The sequence below is a fragment of the Candidatus Poribacteria bacterium genome (genome assembly GCA_026706025.1).
Classification (GTDB): Bacteria; Poribacteria; WGA-4E; order WGA-4E; family WGA-3G; genus WGA-3G.
On the sequence record JAPOZO010000018.1, the window covers coordinates 1 to 21417 of the forward strand.

The window sequence follows — 21417 nt, forward strand, 5'->3', positions numbered from 1 at the left end:
CACTTTTCCAACAATATGAAATGTTGGTCCTATTGGACAAAACATAGGTAGTTTGTGCCAGTCTGAATGCCTGTTATAGGCATTCAGACTGTTTGAAAGTGTCCAATTAATTATACGTTTTACTATAAAAGTTTACGCTACAAAATCCTGCGGAGAATCAATCACTTTCAATGAAAATGGTCTCCACACGCCTAAAATCTTATGAGTAGCAACTTGGGTTACAAATAAGACAAAATCAAAGAGGTGTCCAAATTCATACACCTAAAATTGCGCCCTCATTGCTCGCTGCAGACTTCAGCCGCCTCGGTGAGGAGGTCAAACGAATAGTCGATGCAGGCGCGGATATGCTGCATTTCGATGTGATGGACGGTGAGTTTGTGCCAAACTTTGGTATCAGCCCACCCTTCATTGCCGCTGTTCGCCAAATCACCCACGTCCCGTTTGATGTCCACATTATGGTGAGGCACCCACTCCATTATATCAATGCACTTGCTACAGCTGGCGCAGATCTCATTACATTTCACATCGAAAGTGCTGATGAACCTAACGAAGTGATTTCAGCGATTAAAGCGCACGGGCTTAAAACTGGTTTGGCTTTTTCACCGAAAACCCCGACCTCTGCAGTCATTCCCTATCTTTCAGATATTGATTTGGTCTTACCTATGAGCGTCGAACCTGGATTTGGCGGGCAAGCCTTTCAACCGAATACGCTCCGGAAAATCACAGAATTGCAGCAAATAATTCCACAATTAGAGAGACCACTTGACATCTCTGTTGATGGTGGTGTAACCACGCAAGTCGCGCCGCTCGCGATCCGTCAAGGCGCGACGATTCTCGTCGCGGGCACTGCTATCTTCCGCAGTCAGCAACCCGAGACCGTCATTGAAAAACTTCGCACAGCCGGAACCGAAGATGTCATTTAAAAGATGCATACTTTCTATGTCCCTCCTCCTCAGATCCTCACCGATACTGCTACAATTACCGGTTCGGAGCAACACCATCTCCGCAATGTCCTCCGTCTAACGTCCGGGGCGACCATCCGAATTATTGATGGGCAAGGCAATGTTTATATCGCAGAAGTGCTTGATACAGGCACAAATCGGGTATCAAGCGAAGCCCGGATTGTCAGGCACGAATTTCACCCAAGGGTGTCACCTTCGCTTACCTTGTTCCAAGGGCTTCCCAAGAATGATAAAATGGAATTAATTCTCCAAAAGACAACCGAAATCGGTGTCACACAAATTGTGCCGATACATTCAGAGCGCGCTTTACAGAAACCCAGCCAAAACCGGTATGAACGATGGCATCGTGTTGTTATCTCTGCCACAAAGCAGTGTAAACGCGCCTGGTTACCTGAACTCTGTGAGCCACAGACATTTGAGGTATCTCTCGCACAACTCAAAGAATTTTCACTCCGTCTAATTCTCAACCCATACATTGAGCAGGAACCAACAGCACAGCATATCAAGGCAGTCTTACGGGAGGTTTCGCAACCGACATCTATTGCACTCTTTGTCGGACCCGAAGGCGGCTTTTCTGATCGAGAAGTAACTGCTGCGATCGAAAGCGGGGGCGTTCCCGTCACACTCGGCACGAACATCTTGCGAACAGAAACCGCCGCGATTACGGTAATTGCCATCACCGCCTATGAATACCAACTATAGGTAGGACTTACACATTCCGTCTTAAAGTCCCCTGATAAGGGGGATTTAGGGGGTTAAAAAACGGAAATTACTGCTTTTTGCGTCTCAATGTCCAATATTTGCTCAATTTGCGTAAGTCTTATGGAAAAATAATTTACGCTCGCGACCATTACTATTTGACTATTTTACGAAACTTTATTTACTGACAACTGACAACTGATAACTGACAACTATTAAAAAATTTATTGACAAACGCCTACACTTTATGTAAAATTCCTAACTATGAATGCAAAAGAATTGACCAAAACCCTCATCGGGTATAATACAGTAAGTCCACTCAGCAACGTGGAAGTCATGGATTTTCTGACCGAAACCTTGGAAGCCATTGATTGTGAGGTGGAACGGGTTGAATACAGAGATCCAGCGGGTGTGTTGAAGGTAAATCTCATTGGACGCAAAGGGCCTGATACAGGTGAACGTGGGTTAGCACTCCTCGGACACATAGATACTGTTCCTGCTATCGGTTGGTCGATGGATCCGTTTGAGGCACGGATCGCTGATGGAAAGATGTACGGTAGAGGCAGTTGCGATATGAAAGGCAGCGTCGCTTGTATGATTGAGGTTGCATCACACTATGCAGCATCGGATCTAAAGGCACCGCTCTATGTCGTCATCACCGCTGATGAAGAGGTGGGCTACCTCGGGGCAATTGCAGTCGCCGAAAAGTCGCAGATGTTCAAAAAGCACGGCTTTCCGAAGTATGGGGTCGTCGGTGAACCGACAGAACTCCATGCAGTATACGCCCACAAAGGGACTGTCCGCTTTACTGCCACAGCCCACGGGCGTGCAGCGCACAGCAGTACAGGCGAAGGCGACAACGCGAATCTAAAGTTAATTCCGTTCCTCGCAGAAATGCGGGATATTTATCACGAATTGACAACCGATACTCGGTATTTCAACGATGAATTCACGCCAGCTTTTACAGATTGGAATATCACTATCAGTGATGGCGAGTGCCCAGGGAATATTACTTCGCCCTTAAGCGTGTGTTGTATCAATTACCGTCCAATGCCAGGGGACAATGCGCAAGAATGGATAGACCGAGCGCGGGACTCAGCTGAAAAACATGGGTTAATATTCGATTTGTATATTGATGCGCCTCCGGTACGCACGCCACCCGAGGCGGAGATTATCCAAGCAGCACTTGAAATAACCGGTGAGACTGAACCCCAAACCGTCGCCTATGGCACCGATGCTGCCGTCTTCGCACAGCACATGGAAACCGTTATCATCGGACCCGGCAGTATTCTGCAAGCGCATACCGTTGATGAGTGGATGACGTTAGACCAGTTCCCAAAAGCCGTCTCAATCTTTAGTCAGTTTGTAGACCGGTTTTGTGTGGCTTAGGCGCATCGAAAAAGACCGCATCCGGTTTCACCCATTCCGATTCGCCGTCTGCCCAGATCTCGCGCTTCCAGATAGGGACTATCTGCTTGAGGCGGTCCATCGCATATTTGCAGGCTTCAAACCCGTCTTTGCGATGCGGAGACGCGACGGCTACTGCCACACTCACCTCGCCGATCTCTAACTTCCCGACGCGGTGAATCATCGCAACACGCTCAAGCCCCCATTTCTCCGAGATTTCCTGCGCAATTTCCGACATCTTCTTCTCTGCCATCGGCGGATATGCTTCATATTCAAGGCATTTTACCGCTCTGCCATCGGTATTGTTCCGAACTGTACCGAAGAAAAGCACTACCGCGCCAGCGTCTGGTCCTTCTACTGCTTCGCGCACTTCTGCACCTGTGATGACTTCGGGGGTTATTTTAAACATCGAGACCTCCGGTCACCGGCGGAATCAGAGCCACTTCGTCGCCCTCTGAAAGTTCGGTATTTTCCGTGGCGTATTCCCAATTGACAGACATTTGCATCACTTCATAAAACTCAGCAATTTCGGGCCATTCTTCTTCAAGTCGTTTTAAAATCGTTTTGACGGTAGCACCTTCCGGCAGGTCCATCTCTTCTTCGGATCTATCCAGCATTTCGTGGCATACAGCAAAGTATTTGACTGTGACGTTCATAAGGATTCCTTTCCAACAGAATTTTAGCGGTTAACAGCATCCCAACTGCTCTAAAAGTATAACACAAAATCGGTTGTAAAACAACTTTCATTCGTAACAAAGAAAAACGACTGTCGCGATTCCCAGGCCCGGTAGGTGCAGTTTTGCAGTGTACCCATAGGTGTCAATTTAAAAAAAAATAACCGTCTCAGACCCAGACCCGGTAGGTTCGGTTTCCTAACCGAACCGGATACTCCGCGAAAACCTTGATGACTTCAAGACCCTCTTCAGTCCCGTAGGGACGGCATCTGTGTAGAAATGTGTCCCCGCTAAGAACCAAACCCCGTAGGGGCGGCATCTGTGGAACGCCAAAATGTTGAGAAAACCCCTAAATTGACACCTATGGTGCAGTTTTGCAGTGTACCACTTGAAAACTTCAAAAACCTCTTCAGTCCTGTAAGGACGTTATGTTTATAGAAACGCGCTTCGGCAGTCTTCTAAGCCCTGTAAGGGCGGCATTTGTAGAGAGGTTGTTACACAATACCATGGAAACTCCCTAAATTGACACCTATGCTGCGGTTGCAAACCGCACCAACCGGGTCTGGGGTCTAAAATTGGACGAAGAAACCGAAAACTGAATGGCTCTGGAAAAGAGTCTATGGTCGTTTGGTTTTCTGAAATTTTAGATTCTCCTTTGTAGGAGCACTCTCCAAATCGCGATTCCTACTGATAACTGATAACTGATAACTGACAACCAATCCCCTGAAAACTAAAATTAAGTTGATTTTTATCTTAGATGCTGCTAAAATAAAAAAAGCGTGTGAATGTTATTCACCTATTTTGGACGGAACGCAGGAGGTAAATTATGAGACCGAAAGCGATTTATTATTTTTTCGTCATGCTGTTCGTCACCGGCATGATTGGCTGCGGCGGAGATGAGGTTGCCGACTCCGAACCCGCAGGAACCAAGACACCAGCGACTACAACTTCGCAACCCGCGGAGCCAACAGTCGTTGAAAGAAACATTGACTTTGCGGCTGAAGAAGAGGCGATTCGCGATCTTTATGCCGTATACGCCACCGCCCACGGCGAAAAAGATGTTGATACCCTCGGAGACGTTTGGCTCAAAAAGGGATCAGATGACGTTTTTACCGCCTGGACCTTCTGGGCTGGCACTTTTGAGAGGAACAATGGATGGCAGGATGTAAACGATGCATGGGAGGGAATCTTCCGACTCCGCGCAGGAGCCGTGACAGTTGACATCTCCTATATCGCTATTGATGCCAGAGGAAAAGAAGCCGTCTTACGGGGCGCGTATAAATGGGGCAATCAGCAGGGCGATCTGATCTCCGCACTTGAAAAGGACGGTAGTGACTGGAAAATCCGAGCGATTGATTATACCGGCGGGAAGAACGGGAAACAGGTCAAAGACCTAAATGAACCTGCCTATACTTTCGGAGAGATTGAAGAAGAATAAGGTTAACCTGTAGGAGCGGTTTCTAACCCCGACCTTTTTAACGACGCTAACAAATGGACAAACTCATCCTCAAAGGCATACGATTTCATGGCCACCACGGCGTTCCTGAAGCGGAACGGCAAGTTGGTGGCCATTATGAAGTCGATGCAACTTTAGGGTGCGCCCTTGTTAACCCCGGTAATACCGACGCACTCACTGACACGATCAATTACGCCGAAGTCGTAGCATGCATCGTTGAGATTGGTACGCAGCAGTCGTTCCAACTCATCGAGGCTCTCGCTGAAAAGATAGCCTCCGTAATTTTAGAGCAATTCGCGGTGGATGCCGTGCATCTCACCGTCAAAAAATTACATCCCCCTATAGAGCAACCCATTGACTACTTTGCTGTTGAAATTTTCCGTAAAGCATAAATTCACTTCTCTCATCTGTCTCCTCTTAATGACTGCCACCATTGCCCACGGTGATGGCAAAAAAGAGGTGCTGTTTCCTGATCTAATTGCTGGACTTCATCTCTACCGTTACAATTGGGATGTCGAGACGTGTGTGCTTTACGTCGCCGAGATGTCCCGCAATGAACCCACACTACACTTTGAGGTGGCACTCGCAAATGCACAAGTTTTAGGGAAAGAGACCGTCCGGTCTATGGCGAACCGTCGTAACCAACGCGGTGATCGACGTGTCCTTGTCGCAGTTAACGGCGGTTTTGGAGTCCTTGGGGATATGCGCGGCTACGGCGGCGTGTTAGAGAATTTACATATCCAAGACGGTGAACTGATTACACAACCGACGGATACCGATGCCTGCTTCGGCGTAACCGAATCGGGCGAATTCTTAAGTTCCACAGTAAGAATGGAAGCCAACATTCAAATAGGCACACATACACTCTCGCTCGGATGCATCAATCAGCGTCGGCTTGACGGGTGTCAGGTAACCCTTTACACACCACGGCTCGGCGAATCTACACGTACCAACCGTCGCCGAGGTATAGAGGCGATAATTAGTGGACTCTCACTTCCGTTGACACCAGACTATATGCACCCGTATCGTGTGGAACAAGTTTCACGCGATGGAAACAGTGTAATTCCAAGAAACGGCGCAATTCTCTGGATTAACGCACGACTCAAAGACCCAAGCGTGTCTCAGTTCAGTGATGGCGCAGGCGGTACGCTCAAACTCACCCTCTCACCACCCGAATGGAATCACGTCCAACACGCTATCGGCGGACGGCTCCGACTCCTCAAGGACGGTCAGATAAATGAGACGCTGGCGAAAATGCACAACGAAGAGAAACGGCATACCCCGGGCAAACGGACGCCGATACTAAATCTCAGTCATGAACCCCGAACCGCGCTCGCTTACAATGCCGACAAACTTTTTCTCGTCGTCGCAGACGGACGGCAACCGAAGTATAGCACCGGTCTAACGCTCTACGAACTCGCCAGCATTCTCATTGAACTCGGCGCAACCGAAGCGATCAATCTTGACGGCGGTTCCTCCAGCACCTTCGTTGTTAACGATACCGTCATCAACAAACCCTCCGGACAGCAGGAGCGGGATGTCCTCAACGCTGTCTTCATCACAACAGATATACGCTAATGCTCTGTGTGCTTTGGGTTTTAGTTTTTTTGGTTTGTAGTAGGGCGATTCATCGCCCGTCGCAGTAGGAGCAATCTCCCGGTCGCGATAACAATATCGGAGGCTTATTTTGAACTTTTATCTTACAATAATTTATAGGTTACCAATTTTTATCGCCCTGCTATTTTGCTACACCTCAGCCGCCGATGCAGCAGATACCCCAAAACTGCTGAAGGCAACCCCGCTTTCCCAAACCGCAATTCAATTGCAATTTGACGGGCAATTGGAAGCTGAAACCGCAGAAGACTTAGCGAACTATCAAATCGCGCCAGATGTCCAAGTCGAGTATGCACTACTCGATGACCGATTGAACCGCGTCCTGCTCCTCACATCACCGTTAGAGACAGATAAGGACTATCGTCTCACACTGCCAAATATCCAAACAGGGATAGTTGTTACCCTCCCATCTATAAACGAGATAACCTTCGGCGCGGGCGACGCCGTTACCTTCTCCGGCGGTTTACAGGATACCACATTACATGTCAATAAAGACCGAAAGACGCGAAACAACAACGCAGGTGCCGAACCGACACTCTTATGTAATCCGATCGGAAGCGTGTTCTTCGTAGCCTTTGATCTATTTGATGCCTTTGAAGATATGGGGATCCGAGAACCGACACAGGTCTTAGAAGCAACGATAACCCTGCATGTCGAGCAGTGTGAGACAGATGCTGCGCAAACCGTCCTCTACCGGCGTGTCTTGCTCCCATGGAAAGAAGGCAGGGGTACGTCAACGCGTGCAGAAGATAACGAGCTCACCTACAACAGTGCCTTGCATCGTAATCTCCCGTGGAATAAGCGTCCCGCGCAAGCGATGCTATCAGGCATAGATGGCGATACCGAAAGCGACTACAACGGTTCCGAGGATGTCGCCCACCGCATTGATGGCACAAGCGAAATTCAAGGCGCAGGTAAGCGTTATGAATTCAAAAGCGAACTCCTCACCGATGCCGTCCGTTTTTGGGTCGCAAACCCCGATTACAACTACGGTTACCTCTTCGCCTTACAAGACGGCGATGTACCTATCATCTTCACCGCAAAAGAAGCAACCTACGAAACCCTCCGGCCACGCCTAACAATCCGCTACCAGACACAATCGGGCGAAGAAACCGCCACACCACACTAATACCATTTCTGTTAATAAATATCTTTAAAGTCCCCTACTCCTGATAAAGGGGGTGTTTTTGCTGGAGTGTTTCTTGCGATCTACATTCTAACCGCACTATGGGTGTCAATTTAGAGCATAATATGTAATCCTAATTACGACTCACAGGTTTTGAAAGTTCCCATAAGGCACCTCAGGCTCCCTTGCCACCCCGTAGGTCGGGGCTTGCGCTCGAATTTCCTATAAAATCTTACACCTCCCAAAAAACACCCAATATTTAACTACGCACATTTTTCGCCACCTATACAATTTTGCACCTAAATGAAGCAATTTTTTCGTAGTGATAGAAAGAAAAGGATCGCAAGTAGATTTCCTTATGCTTCAGCAGCTTTTCTTCGGGCAAAAACAAACGCTGACACTCTTTATTACTAAACATAGTGCATGCGTGTGTTTTAAACGCGTTAGTGTGGCAAGTGTGCTTGATACTTTAGCCGTTTTTCTACAAATATTAAGTCTTATTAAGAGAATTGGCACAAGATTTGCTGATGACAACTGGCAACATGATTCGGTTTTGAACAGAATTTTCATCAGAAACTAAGGAGTGAATATGGACTTAACACTTGCCATAATTCTTATAAGTTTGTTTGGAGGTTTGTCAGTTTTTCTATTCCTACGGTGGTCTTTACTCAATTCAGAGAATGCGCATCTCACGCGTAGGTTGGGCACGTCAAACCAGGAGAATGAGCAACTATCAAATGATTTAAAACAGTCGAATGAAGAAAGAGAACATCTCTCCGAGGTATTGGAACAAGAGCGGCAACTTAACGAGAGGCTATCTAACGAACTGGAACAAGAGCGACAACTTAGCGAACGCCTATCTAACGAACTGGAACAAGAGCGGCAACTTAACGAGAGGCTATCTAACGAACTGGAACAGGAGCGGCAACTTAGCGAACGCCTATCTAACGAACTGGAACAAGAGCGGCAACTTAGCGAACGCCTATCGGAAAATTTAAAGGAGGTAGTTGAGAGTAACAAGAATGCGCTGTGGCTTATTTGTTTGTCAGAGTTATCATTACATCTCTGCCTTGCCGTAATCTACGATGAGCAACGAAGGTTCAATCATTTGTTGGAAGTATATAAGGAACTTGTTGCCAAAGTAGAAAGAGCCACCAACCGGCGGCGATTGAGAATGGGGCTAAAAGCACTTTTAGCTTTTGTGCCACTCGGCTCTCTTCTGGATTTATTAGGTGATGGTTTAGAAATGATGGCAGAGGCAATTGATGATATAGGTGAAGTGGCAGAAGAGGTAGACAATTCTGTAGAATTGGAGGGCGCAATGGAGATTGAGGATGATGTAATAAAGCTGCCCGCATCACTCAGCAGAGCTAAAGACCTTTTAGGATTGTTCTCTGAACAATCTGAGGAGCCAGATGTTAAGGAACTCGACCTCACTCGGCTTAGAAATTCCGTGAACCCGCTTATTCAGCGTATTAAGGAATTTATAGAATCGCTGACAGAAGACCAACGTCAAGAAGTAATTGCCCGCATTATTGCCAACTTTGAGGAATTCGGTATTAAGGATTACCGTTACGACGAAGCTACGAAGACGCTTCAAGAGAATCTCCCGCACTCTGAATAGGAAAATCAGAACCTATACCATTTAGACAGTCCTGACTATACGGTATTGTTTCTAAAAAAGGCCCTTTCTTATAAATGGGTTTTGCTATATCCGATTATTTGGAGTGTAATTTGTCAGAGGACCTGATCCCAACAGCGCAGCGATATAGCATATATCCTGCGCTAAAATTCTATCATAGCAACATGCCGTGTCCTCATTTCACACATACGCCCGCAAATGCACCAAAGTTCGGTCCACCGCGCCCAGACGCTCCGCAATCAACTGCTTTCCAATATCGCCTGCTATCGTCCGCGCATCCGCATCGTCTAACCACGCTATAATAGCATCTGCCAATTCTTGCGCAGTCCGAACCAGTTTTGCCCCACCCCTATTTACGAGCAGAGACGCTTCGTGTGCATTCTGGATCGTCGGACCAAAAATTACAGGCTTCGCCATCGCAGCCGGTTCCATCACATTGTGAACACTCCCACGGAAACTTCCACCGACAAACGCAATATCTGCCAACCGATACAACTTCGCAAGAAGTCCTACTGTATCAACGATAAGCACATCCATCGCCGATAAATCTGCCTCAGATGTGAGTTCAGAAAAACAGAGATGTGCCAATCGCTCGCGCATTAGATACCCACGAATCTCCTTGATCCGTTCAGGGGTTGGTTCATGCGGAACCAGAATTAGATGCAGATGGTCTTCCGGCGCGTTTTGCCGCAGCAACTGATACGCACGCAGCAGCACCCTTTCATCCTCTGTGTAGGTGCTACCAGCGATGAGGATAGGACGCTTTAAGCTTCCTTGTCCCAGAAAAAATTCGGCATCAGATTCAACAGAGACCGCCCGCCGGTAAACCTGTTCATAGCGCGTATCTCCCGTAACAACAATCTCATGTGTCGGAGAGCTGAGCTCTTGAAAGCGCGCCGCGTCCGCTTCCGAAATCGCACAATGCACGCGGATGTGCCGATGTACACTCCGAAAAAACGGCTTCGCAAAGCGCGACAACCGTTTCGATGCAGCGTGTAGCGTTCCGGCGACCACGATAATCGGAATCTCGTATTTAGAGGCTTTCCAGACGAGGTTGGGCCAAATGTCGAATTTGGAAAAAACTATTAACGAAGGTTCGATCAGTTGTATCAAGCGTTTAGCGTTACGTGGTGTGTCTAAAGGGAGATAGACAGCCGCATCAGCATAAGGGTAAGATTGGGCATTCGGCGCAACGGAGGGTGAGAAGAAGGTTAAGACAATTCGGGTCTCAGTATAAATCGCTTCGATGAGTGGTTTCGCCTGCTCAAACTCACCGACAGAGGTAAAATGAAACCAGGCAGTTTTTTCTAAATGTCGAGCCGTCTGGAGTCGGTTTGCCAGTTCTGCAAATACACCTTTCCGCCCTTTAATACCCTCTTGGATCTTGGGGTTACAGCACCTCGCGCAGTGAAAACCTACGAACATCGCTGGCACTGCGAAGGCGTTGTAGACAAGTTTCCAAAGCATAGCAAACCGTAGGGGAACAGAAAAAGGCGAAAATGGAAGGATAGAAAAATTTTTCAACCTTCCATTCTGAAGGGTAGAGGCTTACAATACGTCTAAGATTTTCTTCTTCAGCGCATCTTTGGGCATCGCACCAACAATCTGTCCCGCAACTTTGCCGTCTTTAAACACGAGCAGTGTCGGGATGCTCCGAACGCCGTACTGCATCGCGGTTTGACGGTTGTCATCAACATTGACTTTTCCAACTTTGAAAGTTTCCGAATTTTCCTCGGCAAGTTCTTCCAAGATTGGGGCAATCATTTTGCACGGACCGCACCATTCCGCCCAAAAGTCAACAACAATCGGTGTATCCGATGTAAGCACCATTCCTTCAAACGTATCGTCACTAATCTCAAACGTATTCGCAGCCATGATAGCTCCTTTTTGGTTTCTGTAGACAAACTGTCTCTTTATAATATGATGTTTCAGCAAACTCTCTTATAAGTGCATCAAGACATTAATATGATACCCTATTTTAAGAGAAATTGCCAATCAATTTTCCAACCGTACTAAGAAATTGATTTTTATTTTTCGCACCGACGGAGCCATACAGACATCTGTTACAAGAGAGGTAGCGGTAATCGTAGCACGTCTTAACTGACAACTCTCACTGCGAGGCAAACTGATAACTGATAACTATTTTCTTTTTCTCTTGATAAAAAATGTGAAATATGATATATTGATGAAAAATGTGAAATAACTAAGGGTCTAACTAACGCTATAACCTTGATCTGAACTTATAATTGAAGGAGGCACCGCATGCCTGATAAAGAAAAAAAACAGGGCACGAACATCTCACGCCGGAGCTTCTTAAAGGGGGTCGGTACCGGGACCGTTGCCGCGACCGTTGCACCCAGTGTTTTAATCGGTAGCGAGAAAGCCGCCGATGCCCAAGCAGGAGAGGCCGTCGCGAGCGCGACAATTCAACTCAATATCAACGGGAAACCGTATCAAGTTGAAGTTGAAGCGCGGACAACCCTCTTAACCGTTTTACGCGACGGAATTGATACGAGCGGGAACAATGTTGACTTAACCGGTGCCAAACTCATTTGTGACCGCGGTGAATGTGGCGGCTGCACCGTCATGGCAGATGGAAAACCTGTATACGCCTGTATGATGCTTGCGATGGATGCACAAGACAAGCAGATAACGACGGTTGAAGGGTTAGCCGACGGCGACGATCTGCACCCTGTCCAAGAGGCATTCATCCAGCACGACGCCCTGATGTGCGGATTCTGCACTCCCGGTTTCGTCGTCTCATCCGCAGCACTGTTGAGTGAAAACGCAAAACCGACCCTTGAAGAAATCAAAGTCGGTTTGTCGGGCAACACGTGTCGCTGTGGCACCTATCCGTTTATCTTTGATGCTGTCAAAACCGCATCCAAGAAGATGTGAGTCCTATTGCTCTACTAAAAAATTGAACGAAGGGCTTGTGTTTCGTGTGCTAATATCCAACCGTCATCAACTCGGTTGAAATTGAGAGAAAACCCGATTTTTTGACCAGCAACTCGACGCATACAGATGATAAAAAAAGACACGAGTTGGGGGCAAAACGGAAAAATCGGCGCGAAAACCCAATCGTTAAAAAATAGGAGGAAAACGCATGGCATCATGGGGAGAAGCAAGTGAATCTCGACTCATCGGCAAAAGGATACCCCGTTTATCAGGTAAGGATAAAGTCACTGGAAAAGCGAAGTATACCTTTGATATCAATCGACCCGGACTGCTTTATGGCCGCATCTTACGTTCTGAAATTGCACACGCGAACGTTGTCGGTGTAGACCTCAGCGAAGCGGAAGCACTGCCCGGAGTCAAAGCAGTCGTACAAATTGTTGAAGTTGGAAAGAAAATTCGGTACCAAGGACAAGAGATCGCCGCAGTCGCAGCCGAGACGGACGACATCGCTAAAGACGCAATCCGATTGATTCGTGTCGATCTTGAAGAATTACCGCATGTCGTCACGGAAGAAGATGCCATGGCAGAAGGCGCGCCACAGATCCGAGACGATTGGGCGGGTAATCAGAGCGATCCGAACGTCAGAGAAGCAGGTGACCTTGAAGGCGGATTTGCACAAGCCGCTGTTGAGGTCGAGGCAACCTATCACGCACCTGTCCAGACACACGTCTGTTTGGAAACACACGGACATGTTGCTGAGTGGGAAGATGAGCAGAATCTTACCGTTTGGGCATCTACACAAGGCGTTTTTGGGGTGCGTAACGATTTGGCAGGCTCCTTTAATCTACCCGCAAATCAAGTCAGGGTCATCACAGAGCACATGGGCGGTGGTTTCGGTAGTAAATTCGGACCGGGGGTTGAAGGACGCACTGCCGCTGACTTGGCTCGTATCACTGGCAGACCCGTCAAGTTGATGTTGACTCGGAAGGCGGAGCACCTCGTCGCAGGGAATCGTCCCTCAATGACACAGCATGTGCGTGCAGGCGCGACGAGCGACGGACGGCTCATCGCTTACGATATGAAAGGGCACGGCACAGGTGGTATCTCAAGCGGTGCTGGTTTTCAAGCACCTTACGTCTATCACGTACCAAATCTGCGCACTGAAAAGGTGAATGTTGCTGTCAACGTCGGAAACCAACGCGCGATGCGCGCACCAGGACACCCACAAGGCGCGTTTGCTATGGATTCGCTGATGGATGAACTCGCTGAGAAACTCGGAATGAACCCATTGGAATTCCGCCGTATCAACGATCCGAGTGAGGTACGTCAAGCACAATATACGCTCGGTGCGCAAGAGATTGGATGGCATCGCCGGAACAACGTCCCCGGTGCTGGCGAAGGCATAAAAAAGCGCGGCATGGGCGTTGGTAGCGGTTTATGGGGCGGCGGTGGTGGACCCAGCACGCAAGCGCGCGTCACCATCAATTCGGATGGCACCGTCGAAGCGGTCACTGGAACGCAGGACATCGGCACCGGTATCCGAACCGCAATCGCAATGATTGTTGCCGAGGAATTCGGGCTTGCACCGACGGATATCACCGTAAGAATTGGTGATAGTGCACCAGGACTGCCTTCTGGCGGCAGTGGGGGTAGTCAAACAACGGCATCTGTCGCACCAGTTATCAAAACTGCTGCAGCGGCGGCAAAACAGAAATTGTTTGAACGCGTCGCGCCACAGCTGAATGCACCTGTCGAAGATCTACGCGTCGGCAACCGCACGATTTATGTCGTTTCTGATAGAACGAAGACAATTAAATGGGAACTCGCAACCGGACAACTCGGTATGGAAAGCATCAGCGAAGGTGGAAATTGGGATGAAGAACTCCGGCAAGGCGGGGTCGCAGGCACACAGTTCGCTGAAGTTGAAATTGATACCCAAACCGGTGCTATCAGAGTCATCAAAATTGTCGCCGTTCAAGATTGTGGATTGGCAATTAACCGGTTGACGACAGAGAGCCAGATTAATGGGGGCGTCATTATGGGGTTGGGGCAAGCACTCCTTGAAGAACGGTTCATGGATGCAGAGACCGGGCGCATGCTCAATGCAAACCTTGAGGATTATAAAGTCCCCGGAACTTTTGAGATTCCTGAGATTCAATCCATCGTCTTCGATACGCATCGAAAGGTTACTGGCGTCGGTGAACCACCATGTATTCCGACACCCGGAGCGATCGCAAACGCCGTTTACAACGCTATTGGCGTGCGGATTCGGGAATTGCCCATTACACCCGATAAGATTCTCACCGCGCTTGCCGAGAAAAAGGCATAAGGAAGAAAGACGTTTTTCGCAACATCAAAAACCTAAGCCTGTAGTGAAATGGAAGGGTTTTTGCTTGGGTGTTTCTTTACATCTACGGAAAGGCACTTCATTCATTCAACGCACCTAACCGAACCGCAAGGAAAATTAGAAAGATGGAAAAATTTAGTTACGTCAACGCCACCAGTCTCGAACAGGTCACCGCACTACTCAGCGACAGTGGATGGGGCGAAGTGATGCTTATTGCTGGCGGTACGGATCTGCTCGCTGAACTTAAGGAGTACGTTGAGACACCAAAGACGCTCATTAATCTCAAGACGCTGCCCGGAATGGATGGCATTGAAGCTGACGCATCCGGCTTAAAGATCGGGGCACTAACGACCGTTGCGGACATCGCCAGACATCCGACCATTCAACATCATTACACCGTCTTGGCACAAGCCGCAGGGTCTGTCGCTACACCCCAGATTCGGAACGTCGGGACACTCGGCGGAAATCTCTGCCAACGTCCACGATGCTGGTATTATCGCGATGAGAGCACCCATTGTCTGAAAAAAGGCGGAGACATCTGTTATGCAGTTGATGGCTTGAGCAAATATCACGCCATCCTTGGCGGGGACCCTGTTTACATTGTACATCCTTCGGACCTCGCACCCGCACTTATTGCACTTGGCGCATCAGTCAAGATCATCGGACCGGAGGGAGAGAAAACGATGTCGCTTGAGGATTTCTTTACCTTACCCGCAGCGAACCCGTTCCGTGAAAATGTACTTGAACCGAATGAGATTGTTGTTGAAGTCCAAGTCCCTCCTGCCAAATCCAATACCAAGAGCTTTTATCTTAAGGCTCGCGAGAAAGGCGCGCCAGACTTCGCATTAGCAAGTGTGGCAGGGGTTTTTGAGATGGATGGAAAAACATGTCAATCTGCCAGTGTCGTTCTCGGTGGGGTCGCGCCTGCACCGTGGCGGTCTAAAGAAGCAGAAGTCGCACTTACCGGTAAGATGATTGACGACGATGTTAGTAAACAGGCAGGTGCCGATGCCGTCAAGGACGCGCAACCCTTGAACGACAACGCCTATAAGGTAACCTTAACACAGAATCTCGTCAGCCGCGCCGCTATGATGGCCGCAAGCTAAAGGAGCATCAATATGTTAGAAGGAAAAACACTTCCAATCCTTAATCGTCCGATATGCCAGAACCTCCGGACGAAGGCGATTTACATCCCGGGCGGCAATTTGCAGAACCTCGTTGAAAACAATCCCGGTTCGCACTATTGGTGCAACTGCACCATGCAAGTTGTCGGTCCCGACGATCAGTTCGTGTCGCCAGACGCTTGCAAGCAGGCTCGCTCCTGTTTTAATCCCATTGGCGGAAAGCCTGTGGTGTAAAGATGGTTGTCAGTTATCGGTTATCAGTTGAATTAGTTAACAGTTGTCAGTTAGAAGAGTCCTCTTAACTGAAAACTGAGGGCTGTTAACTGACAACTGAAAGATTTTTCGCAGAAAAAAATCGTACTGACAACTGACAACTATAAGAATATGTTTCTAAAGTCGTTGATGCAGTGGATACATGTCGGATCCGTCGTCTTGATGATAGGAGGCTTCTTTTTTTTTCGTGTTGTGCTTCTACCGATTGCTAACCGTTCCGCTGAACCTACAGCCTTGATCTCATCGGCACTGCGACGTTTCAGTAGTGTCGTCTGGACAGCTTTGCTAACGATCCTCATATCCGGATTGTATAACTTTATAACCTTTTTTCGTGCCGCACGCGCCGATGCCGCTGTCGATCCTGTTGTTTCAGATTACTCGCTCTACATCTTCGTCTTAGGTATCAAACTCTTCATCGTCTTTCTAATATTTACGTTAGCGATTGCCCTAACATTCCCATATCCGGTATTTGGCGTGTACCAAAAGAAACCGGCACCCTGGCTCAACCTAACGGTAATTTTGGGACTCATCGTTATTTTCTTATCTGCCTACTTACGTCGGTTAGGTTAAATACTATTATAGTGAAGCCCATAAATAAGTGAACATCTTTGTAGCATGATGCACGTCGCATCTGGGGTTTTTGCTTGGGTGTTTCTTCAAGTACGCCGCAAAACTGTTAGTTTGTGCCAGTCTGAATGCCTGTTATAGGCATTCAGACTGTTTGAGAGTGCCCGATTAATTATAGGTTTTACTATAAACAAACGGATGCAACACTCGCTGAAAAACGGGAGTTGCTGTAGCAGCAAAACCCAACAGATCAAACTGACAGCCGACTGCTGACGGCTGACAGCCTTAGTTACTGGAGGAAAAAATGGCAGTTTTAAGTTCCGAAGATCGCGCTTTTTGGGAAGAGCATGGCTATGTCGTTATCCACGACGCAGCGCCCCCTGAATTAATACAGAACACGGCGCAGGCTGTCTGGGACTTTCTCGAAATGGATGCCGATGATCCTGATAGTTGGTACGCTGACCCATCGCGTAAGGGGATCATGGTAGAAATCTATCAACATCCGGCTTTGTGGGCAACTCGCCAGTTTCCACGCGTCCATCAGGCTTTCGCCGAAATTTGGGGCAATGAAAAATTATGGGTAAGTTTCGATCGCGCCAGCATGAGTCCACCCAATGCCCCCGGTAAATTTGAACGCACAAACTTAGGACTTCACTGGGACATGTCCGTGGAGGTACCTGTCCGATTCCATGTACAAGGCGTTCTCTATCTCACCGATACCGCAGCCAACCAAGGCGCATTCACCTGTGTGCCGGGGTTCCATAATAAGATTGATGAATGGATAAAAAACCTGCCCCCGCATGCCGATCCGAGACATCAAAATTTAGAAGAACTTGGTGCGATTCCTGTCCCGGGTAAAGCAGGCGATCTTGTCATTTGGCACAGTGCATTGCCACATAGTGCTGGCATCAACACTGCCGATAAACCGCGTGTCGCCCAATACATCACTATGACACCGACAGGCGAGGCTAATCCCGAAGCGCGCGAGCGACGTATCAATGCTTGGAAAGAACGCATGGCTGGCTTTGGCGGCGAACGTGCCGAAAAAGAACATGAATCAGGCGAAACCGCATACCTCACCGATCTTGGGAAAAAATTGTTGGGGCTTGAGACGTGGGGATGAACCCGCAACTCAATCGACTTGTCCGCGGGTACCTTCGCTGGTGTCCGATCACCGACGGGAAACGTCTACTCTTGAATCTTACCAGAGAGTGGATTACACCCCAAGACCCGATTGCGACCTTTGAAACCAAATATCGGTTTCGACTGAAAGGTAACTTGGCGAACCCGGAGCACCAATATCTCTATTTCTACGGCACCCATGACGAAAGGTATATCGTTACCAAACTCCCGAAGTTAATCAAACCGGGGGACACCTGTTGGGACATCGGCGCAAACATCGGGTTCTATACCTGTCTCCTTGCTGCACAGGTTAGAGACAGCGGAACAGTCGTAGCATTTGAGCCCGCAGCGCGCACCTATGGTTACCTTAAGGAAAATGTCTCTCTCAACCAGTTCACGAACGTCACTGTGGTCAACAAGGGGCTGGGTAACAAACAGGAACAACGACCTCTCTACTATTCCGAGGCAGGGCTTGCCGAAGGCACGGCTTCGTTAAAATATGCTGATGAGCGCGCAGCATCCGAACGCGTGACACTTGACACAATTGACAACCTTTTTCGCGAACTACCGGCTCCGGATTTTGTCAAAATTGATGTAGAGGGGTATCAGTTAGAGGTCCTACGAGGTGGCGAACACTTCTTAAAGGCGCACGCACCCCTCTTAATGGCTGAACTCAAAGATGTCGGCGAAACAAATCGCGACATTTTCGCAGAAATTGAAGATTACGTTACAGATTTAGGGTATCAGTTATATGAAATCAGGAAACATTTTATCCAGCGATGTAAAAGGCTCTCTGACACAACGCAGCGGAATTTTTTTCTTGTCAAAGAGCATTCTCGTGCCTTTGCCAGAATTTTACCGTGGTTGCGGTAAGCAAAGTCCTTTCTATGAATCGCGGTAACATTTGCGGATAGCACTCGCGAAGTTGCGTCGAACCTCTTTGCCGCGCCAGACATGAAAGGCTATTTCGTCCACTTCCACATGGAAACACTCGGCAATAAACCAGACGATTACCTCGCACAGGTTGGATTGGAAATCGGGGAACTCATTACCAACAGGTTCCGTGAATTGTTGGATGTTGAACCCCAAGGAAAACTAACGGCAACATGGGGTAACATCAAATCTATTAAGTAAGATGCCTTTTGATAACGGCAAAACTTACACAAACATTTGCTAGCGAGGTCTCAGAACCTCGCCACATTCTTCCAGACTGGTAGGGGCGGTTTCCAACCGCACCGGATCTGACACAGAACCTTAATTCAAATAACCCAGTTCGTAGTAGGGCAATTCATTGCCCGTTTCCTAAGAACTATAAATTGCGCTACCACGAACTCACCGTAAAATTAAAACTCGATAAACCCTATTCCCCTCTAAACCGTCCCAATACTGGATACGCCGGGTCATTATACCCTTTCCCTGTATGTTCTCCGGGTGGCACCAGTTGGTCAATAGCCGTCTCATCGGCTTCCGTTAGCCTGCAATCTAAGCATCCCAAGTTATCCTCAAGCTGTTCCATCGTCCGCGGTCCAATGATAAGAGAGGTAATCGTCGGGTTCGCCAACACCCACGCTAATGAAAATTGGGTCAATGTTTTGCCGTGTGCATCCGCCAGCGGTTTCAGGTGTTGTGCCACTTCATAGCTCTCCTCGCGGAGTTCAGTCTGTAAAATCCGTCTATCTTTTCGCGCCGCTCTTGAACCTTTAGGCGGTTCTTCACCGGACAGATACTTACCAGACAGCACACCTCGCGCCAGCGGACTATACGGCACAACCCCTACACCATACTTTTCACAGAAGGGCAGCAACTCTACCTCAGGATCCCGATTCACAATATTATAAAGCGGTTGCACGCACACGAACTCCTCTAATCCATACTTCTCGCTCGTCCAGAGTGCCTCACAGATACGCCACGCCTCAAAGTTGGAACAGGCGATATAGCGCACTTTCCCTTGTCTCACGCAATCGTCTAAAGCCCGTAGTGATTCCGCAATGCGTGTAGAAGCATCCCAGCGATGCAGATAATAAACGTCGATGTGATCCGTACCCAGACGTTTCAGACTCGCTTCGACAGCTGACATGATATGAAATCGGTGCGAACCCGCGGCATTCACATCCTCTCCCATTGACCCATGTACTTTCGTAGCGATAACCCATTTTTCCCGATTTTCGCGAACCGCTTTCGCGATAACCCGTTCAGATTCACCGTCGTTATAGACATTCGCAGTGTCCATAAAATTGATACCTGCGTCCAACGCCTTGTGAATAATCCGAATTGAGTCTCTTTCATTCGTCGGGCCACCAAACATCATCGTACCGAGACAAAGCGGTGAGACTTTTACCCCCGCCCGCCCAAGTGTCCTATATTCCATCTGATTTCTCCTTTTATAGTAAAGCCCGTAATTAATGAAACACATCAAATCGAAGCGATTCCGATCTTATGCCCCCCTGATAAGGCGGGTTAGGGGGGTTATCTTCTTAAAGTGTCCATTTATTTTCAAATTTTACTATAATGGCTGTCGGCTATCAGAAGAGTAGTTAACAGTTATCAGTTGTCAGTTATTAGTTACAAGAGTCCTCTTAACTGAAAACTGAAAGATTTTTTCGGAGAAAAAATCGTACTGACAACTGACAACCACTCACGCCATCCGTATTCCACCATTCACATCCAGTGTCGCACCCGTCACATAACGTCCCTCTTCCGAGGCAAGAAAAAGGATAGCACTCGCAATCTCCGAGGCATCGGCGACGCGCCCTAACGGAATCTGATCCGTCATATCTGGATGATTTTTCGCCATCTCTGTTGCCGCTACACCCGGCGCGATTGAGTTAACAGTAATACCGTACTCGCCAAGCACACGTGCCAACGATTTCGTCAGACACATCACACCCGCTTTTGAGGCAGAATATGGTGCAGACGCGACCAATCCACCCACCTGCCCCGCCAACGAACCGAGATTGATAATCCGTCCAGACCTTTGTGCCTTCATCGTCTCCATCACTGCCTGAGAACAGAGGAACGGACCTTTCAAATTCACAGCCATCATCCGATCCCATTCCGCTTCCGTGCATGCGTCTATACGGGTATAACTGAAAATACCGGCGTTGTTGACTAAAATGTCAATGCGTCCAAATGTCCCAAGTGTTTGTTGAACCATCTCGCGCACAGAGTCGCCAGCCGCCACATCTGTCTCAATGACTAAGCATTGTCTACCGAGATCTGTTATTTCTGCTGAAGCTGCTTCTGCGTTCGCTATATTCACTTCAGGGATGACAATATCCGCACCTTCGCTCGCGAACGCGAGGCATGTCGCTTTTCCAATGCCGCCACCGCCACCTGTAACGATCGCAACCTGTCCTTCTAAGCGCATCTATGTTCTCCTTTAGATGTTTTTTCAAGCACAGCCGAGTCAGTGCTATGCCTTTTTTCTTTCTTGCAAAATTCCAATAAATGTCAGAGCCATTCAGTTTTCGTTATTAGAAATTTTCTATGATCTTTAGAGCATGTGC

General features: G+C 48.2%; 22 protein-coding genes. 16 read left to right on the forward strand and 6 right to left on the reverse strand.

Annotation, left to right across the window (positions count from 1 at the left end; translation table 11 throughout):
* The first annotated feature begins 266 nt into the window (after positions 1-266).
* The 3 genes from rpe to OXH00_03755 all read left to right on the forward strand — a co-directional run bounded on the left by rpe (position 267) and on the right by OXH00_03755 (position 3050).
* Complete coding sequence (rpe, locus tag OXH00_03745) at positions 267-923, forward strand: ribulose-phosphate 3-epimerase (protein MCY3740114.1); 657 nt, start codon at positions 267-269, stop codon at positions 921-923.
* 3 nt (positions 924-926) lie between these two features.
* Positions 927-1664, forward strand: coding sequence for an RsmE family RNA methyltransferase (locus OXH00_03750; protein ID MCY3740115.1), 738 nt, complete (start codon positions 927-929; stop codon positions 1662-1664).
* Between the two features lie 261 nt (positions 1665-1925).
* On the forward strand, positions 1926-3050 hold the full coding sequence (locus OXH00_03755) for a M20 family metallopeptidase (GenBank protein MCY3740116.1): 1125 nt from the start codon (positions 1926-1928) through the stop codon (positions 3048-3050).
* On the opposite strand, the gene OXH00_03760 is transcribed toward OXH00_03755, so the two are convergent.
* Together OXH00_03760 and moaD are read right to left on the reverse strand one after the other, a co-directional pair.
* On the reverse strand, positions 3016-3477 hold the full coding sequence (locus OXH00_03760; GenBank protein ID MCY3740117.1) for a molybdenum cofactor biosynthesis protein MoaE: 462 nt from the start codon (positions 3475-3477) through the stop codon (positions 3016-3018). The two genes, OXH00_03755 and OXH00_03760, sit on opposite strands and share 35 nt — an antisense overlap.
* Positions 3470-3724, reverse strand: a complete 255-nt coding sequence (moaD, locus tag OXH00_03765; protein ID MCY3740118.1) for a molybdopterin converting factor subunit 1 — start codon at positions 3722-3724, stop codon at positions 3470-3472. The genes OXH00_03760 and moaD overlap by 8 nt, the downstream gene beginning before the upstream one ends.
* 844 nt (positions 3725-4568) lie before the next feature.
* Between moaD and OXH00_03770 the strand changes: the two genes are divergently transcribed.
* From OXH00_03770 to OXH00_03790, 5 genes are all read left to right on the forward strand, one after another.
* Positions 4569-5180, forward strand: a complete 612-nt coding sequence (locus OXH00_03770) for a nuclear transport factor 2 family protein (protein ID MCY3740119.1) — start codon at positions 4569-4571, stop codon at positions 5178-5180.
* Between the two features lie 53 nt (positions 5181-5233).
* Complete coding sequence (folB, locus tag OXH00_03775; GenBank protein MCY3740120.1) at positions 5234-5590, forward strand: dihydroneopterin aldolase; 357 nt, start codon at positions 5234-5236, stop codon at positions 5588-5590.
* A complete protein-coding gene (locus tag OXH00_03780) occupies positions 5568-6776 on the forward strand; it encodes a phosphodiester glycosidase family protein (protein MCY3740121.1) in 1209 nt (402 codons plus the stop codon). The genes folB and OXH00_03780 overlap by 23 nt, the downstream gene beginning before the upstream one ends.
* A gap of 109 nt (positions 6777-6885) precedes the next feature.
* The gene (locus OXH00_03785) at positions 6886-7941 is read left to right on the forward strand and encodes a hypothetical protein (protein ID MCY3740122.1); all 1056 of its coding nucleotides are present in this window, start codon (positions 6886-6888) and stop codon (positions 7939-7941) included.
* A gap of 586 nt (positions 7942-8527) precedes the next feature.
* A complete protein-coding gene (locus tag OXH00_03790; protein MCY3740123.1) occupies positions 8528-9562 on the forward strand; it encodes a hypothetical protein in 1035 nt (344 codons plus the stop codon).
* A gap of 198 nt (positions 9563-9760) precedes the next feature.
* On the opposite strand, the gene OXH00_03795 is transcribed toward OXH00_03790, so the two are convergent.
* Positions 9761-11047, reverse strand: a complete 1287-nt coding sequence (locus OXH00_03795; protein ID MCY3740124.1) for a hypothetical protein — start codon at positions 11045-11047, stop codon at positions 9761-9763.
* An 81-nt stretch (positions 11048-11128) separates the two neighbouring features.
* Positions 11129-11458, reverse strand: a complete 330-nt coding sequence (gene trxA / locus OXH00_03800; GenBank protein MCY3740125.1) for a thioredoxin — start codon at positions 11456-11458, stop codon at positions 11129-11131.
* A gap of 384 nt (positions 11459-11842) precedes the next feature.
* Here trxA and OXH00_03805 point away from each other — a divergent pair, with 384 nt between their 5' ends.
* The 8 genes from OXH00_03805 (at position 11843) to OXH00_03840 (ending at position 19045) form a co-directional block, all read left to right on the forward strand.
* The gene (locus tag OXH00_03805; protein MCY3740126.1) at positions 11843-12478 is read left to right on the forward strand and encodes a 2Fe-2S iron-sulfur cluster-binding protein; all 636 of its coding nucleotides are present in this window, start codon (positions 11843-11845) and stop codon (positions 12476-12478) included.
* Positions 12479-12686: 208 nt separating this feature from the next.
* Positions 12687-14807, forward strand: coding sequence for a xanthine dehydrogenase family protein molybdopterin-binding subunit (locus tag OXH00_03810; protein MCY3740127.1), 2121 nt, complete (start codon positions 12687-12689; stop codon positions 14805-14807).
* 143 nt (positions 14808-14950) lie between these two features.
* Entirely contained in the window at positions 14951-15931 is a 981-nt protein-coding gene (locus OXH00_03815; protein ID MCY3740128.1) for a xanthine dehydrogenase family protein subunit M, read from the forward strand.
* 12 nt (positions 15932-15943) lie between these two features.
* The gene (locus tag OXH00_03820; GenBank protein ID MCY3740129.1) at positions 15944-16183 is read left to right on the forward strand and encodes a hypothetical protein; all 240 of its coding nucleotides are present in this window, start codon (positions 15944-15946) and stop codon (positions 16181-16183) included.
* 150 nt (positions 16184-16333) lie between these two features.
* Positions 16334-16792 carry a hypothetical protein gene (locus OXH00_03825; GenBank protein ID MCY3740130.1) on the forward strand — a complete coding sequence of 153 codons (459 nt, stop codon included), beginning with the start codon at positions 16334-16336 and terminating at the stop codon, positions 16790-16792.
* A gap of 301 nt (positions 16793-17093) precedes the next feature.
* On the forward strand, positions 17094-17912 hold the full coding sequence (locus tag OXH00_03830) for a phytanoyl-CoA dioxygenase family protein (GenBank protein MCY3740131.1): 819 nt from the start codon (positions 17094-17096) through the stop codon (positions 17910-17912).
* The gene (locus tag OXH00_03835) at positions 17909-18784 is read left to right on the forward strand and encodes an FkbM family methyltransferase (protein ID MCY3740132.1); all 876 of its coding nucleotides are present in this window, start codon (positions 17909-17911) and stop codon (positions 18782-18784) included. Before OXH00_03830 ends, OXH00_03835 begins: the two co-directional genes overlap by 4 nt.
* 81 nt (positions 18785-18865) lie before the next feature.
* On the forward strand, positions 18866-19045 hold the full coding sequence (locus OXH00_03840) for a hypothetical protein (GenBank protein ID MCY3740133.1): 180 nt from the start codon (positions 18866-18868) through the stop codon (positions 19043-19045).
* A 226-nt stretch (positions 19046-19271) separates the two neighbouring features.
* Here OXH00_03840 and OXH00_03845 read toward each other — a convergent pair whose 3' ends face one another.
* The gene (locus OXH00_03845) at positions 19272-20279 is read right to left on the reverse strand and encodes an aldo/keto reductase (protein MCY3740134.1); all 1008 of its coding nucleotides are present in this window, start codon (positions 20277-20279) and stop codon (positions 19272-19274) included.
* Positions 20280-20546: 267 nt separating this feature from the next.
* Entirely contained in the window at positions 20547-21278 is a 732-nt protein-coding gene (locus tag OXH00_03850; protein MCY3740135.1) for a 3-oxoacyl-ACP reductase FabG, read from the reverse strand.
* Between the last annotated feature and the right edge of the window lie 139 nt (positions 21279-21417).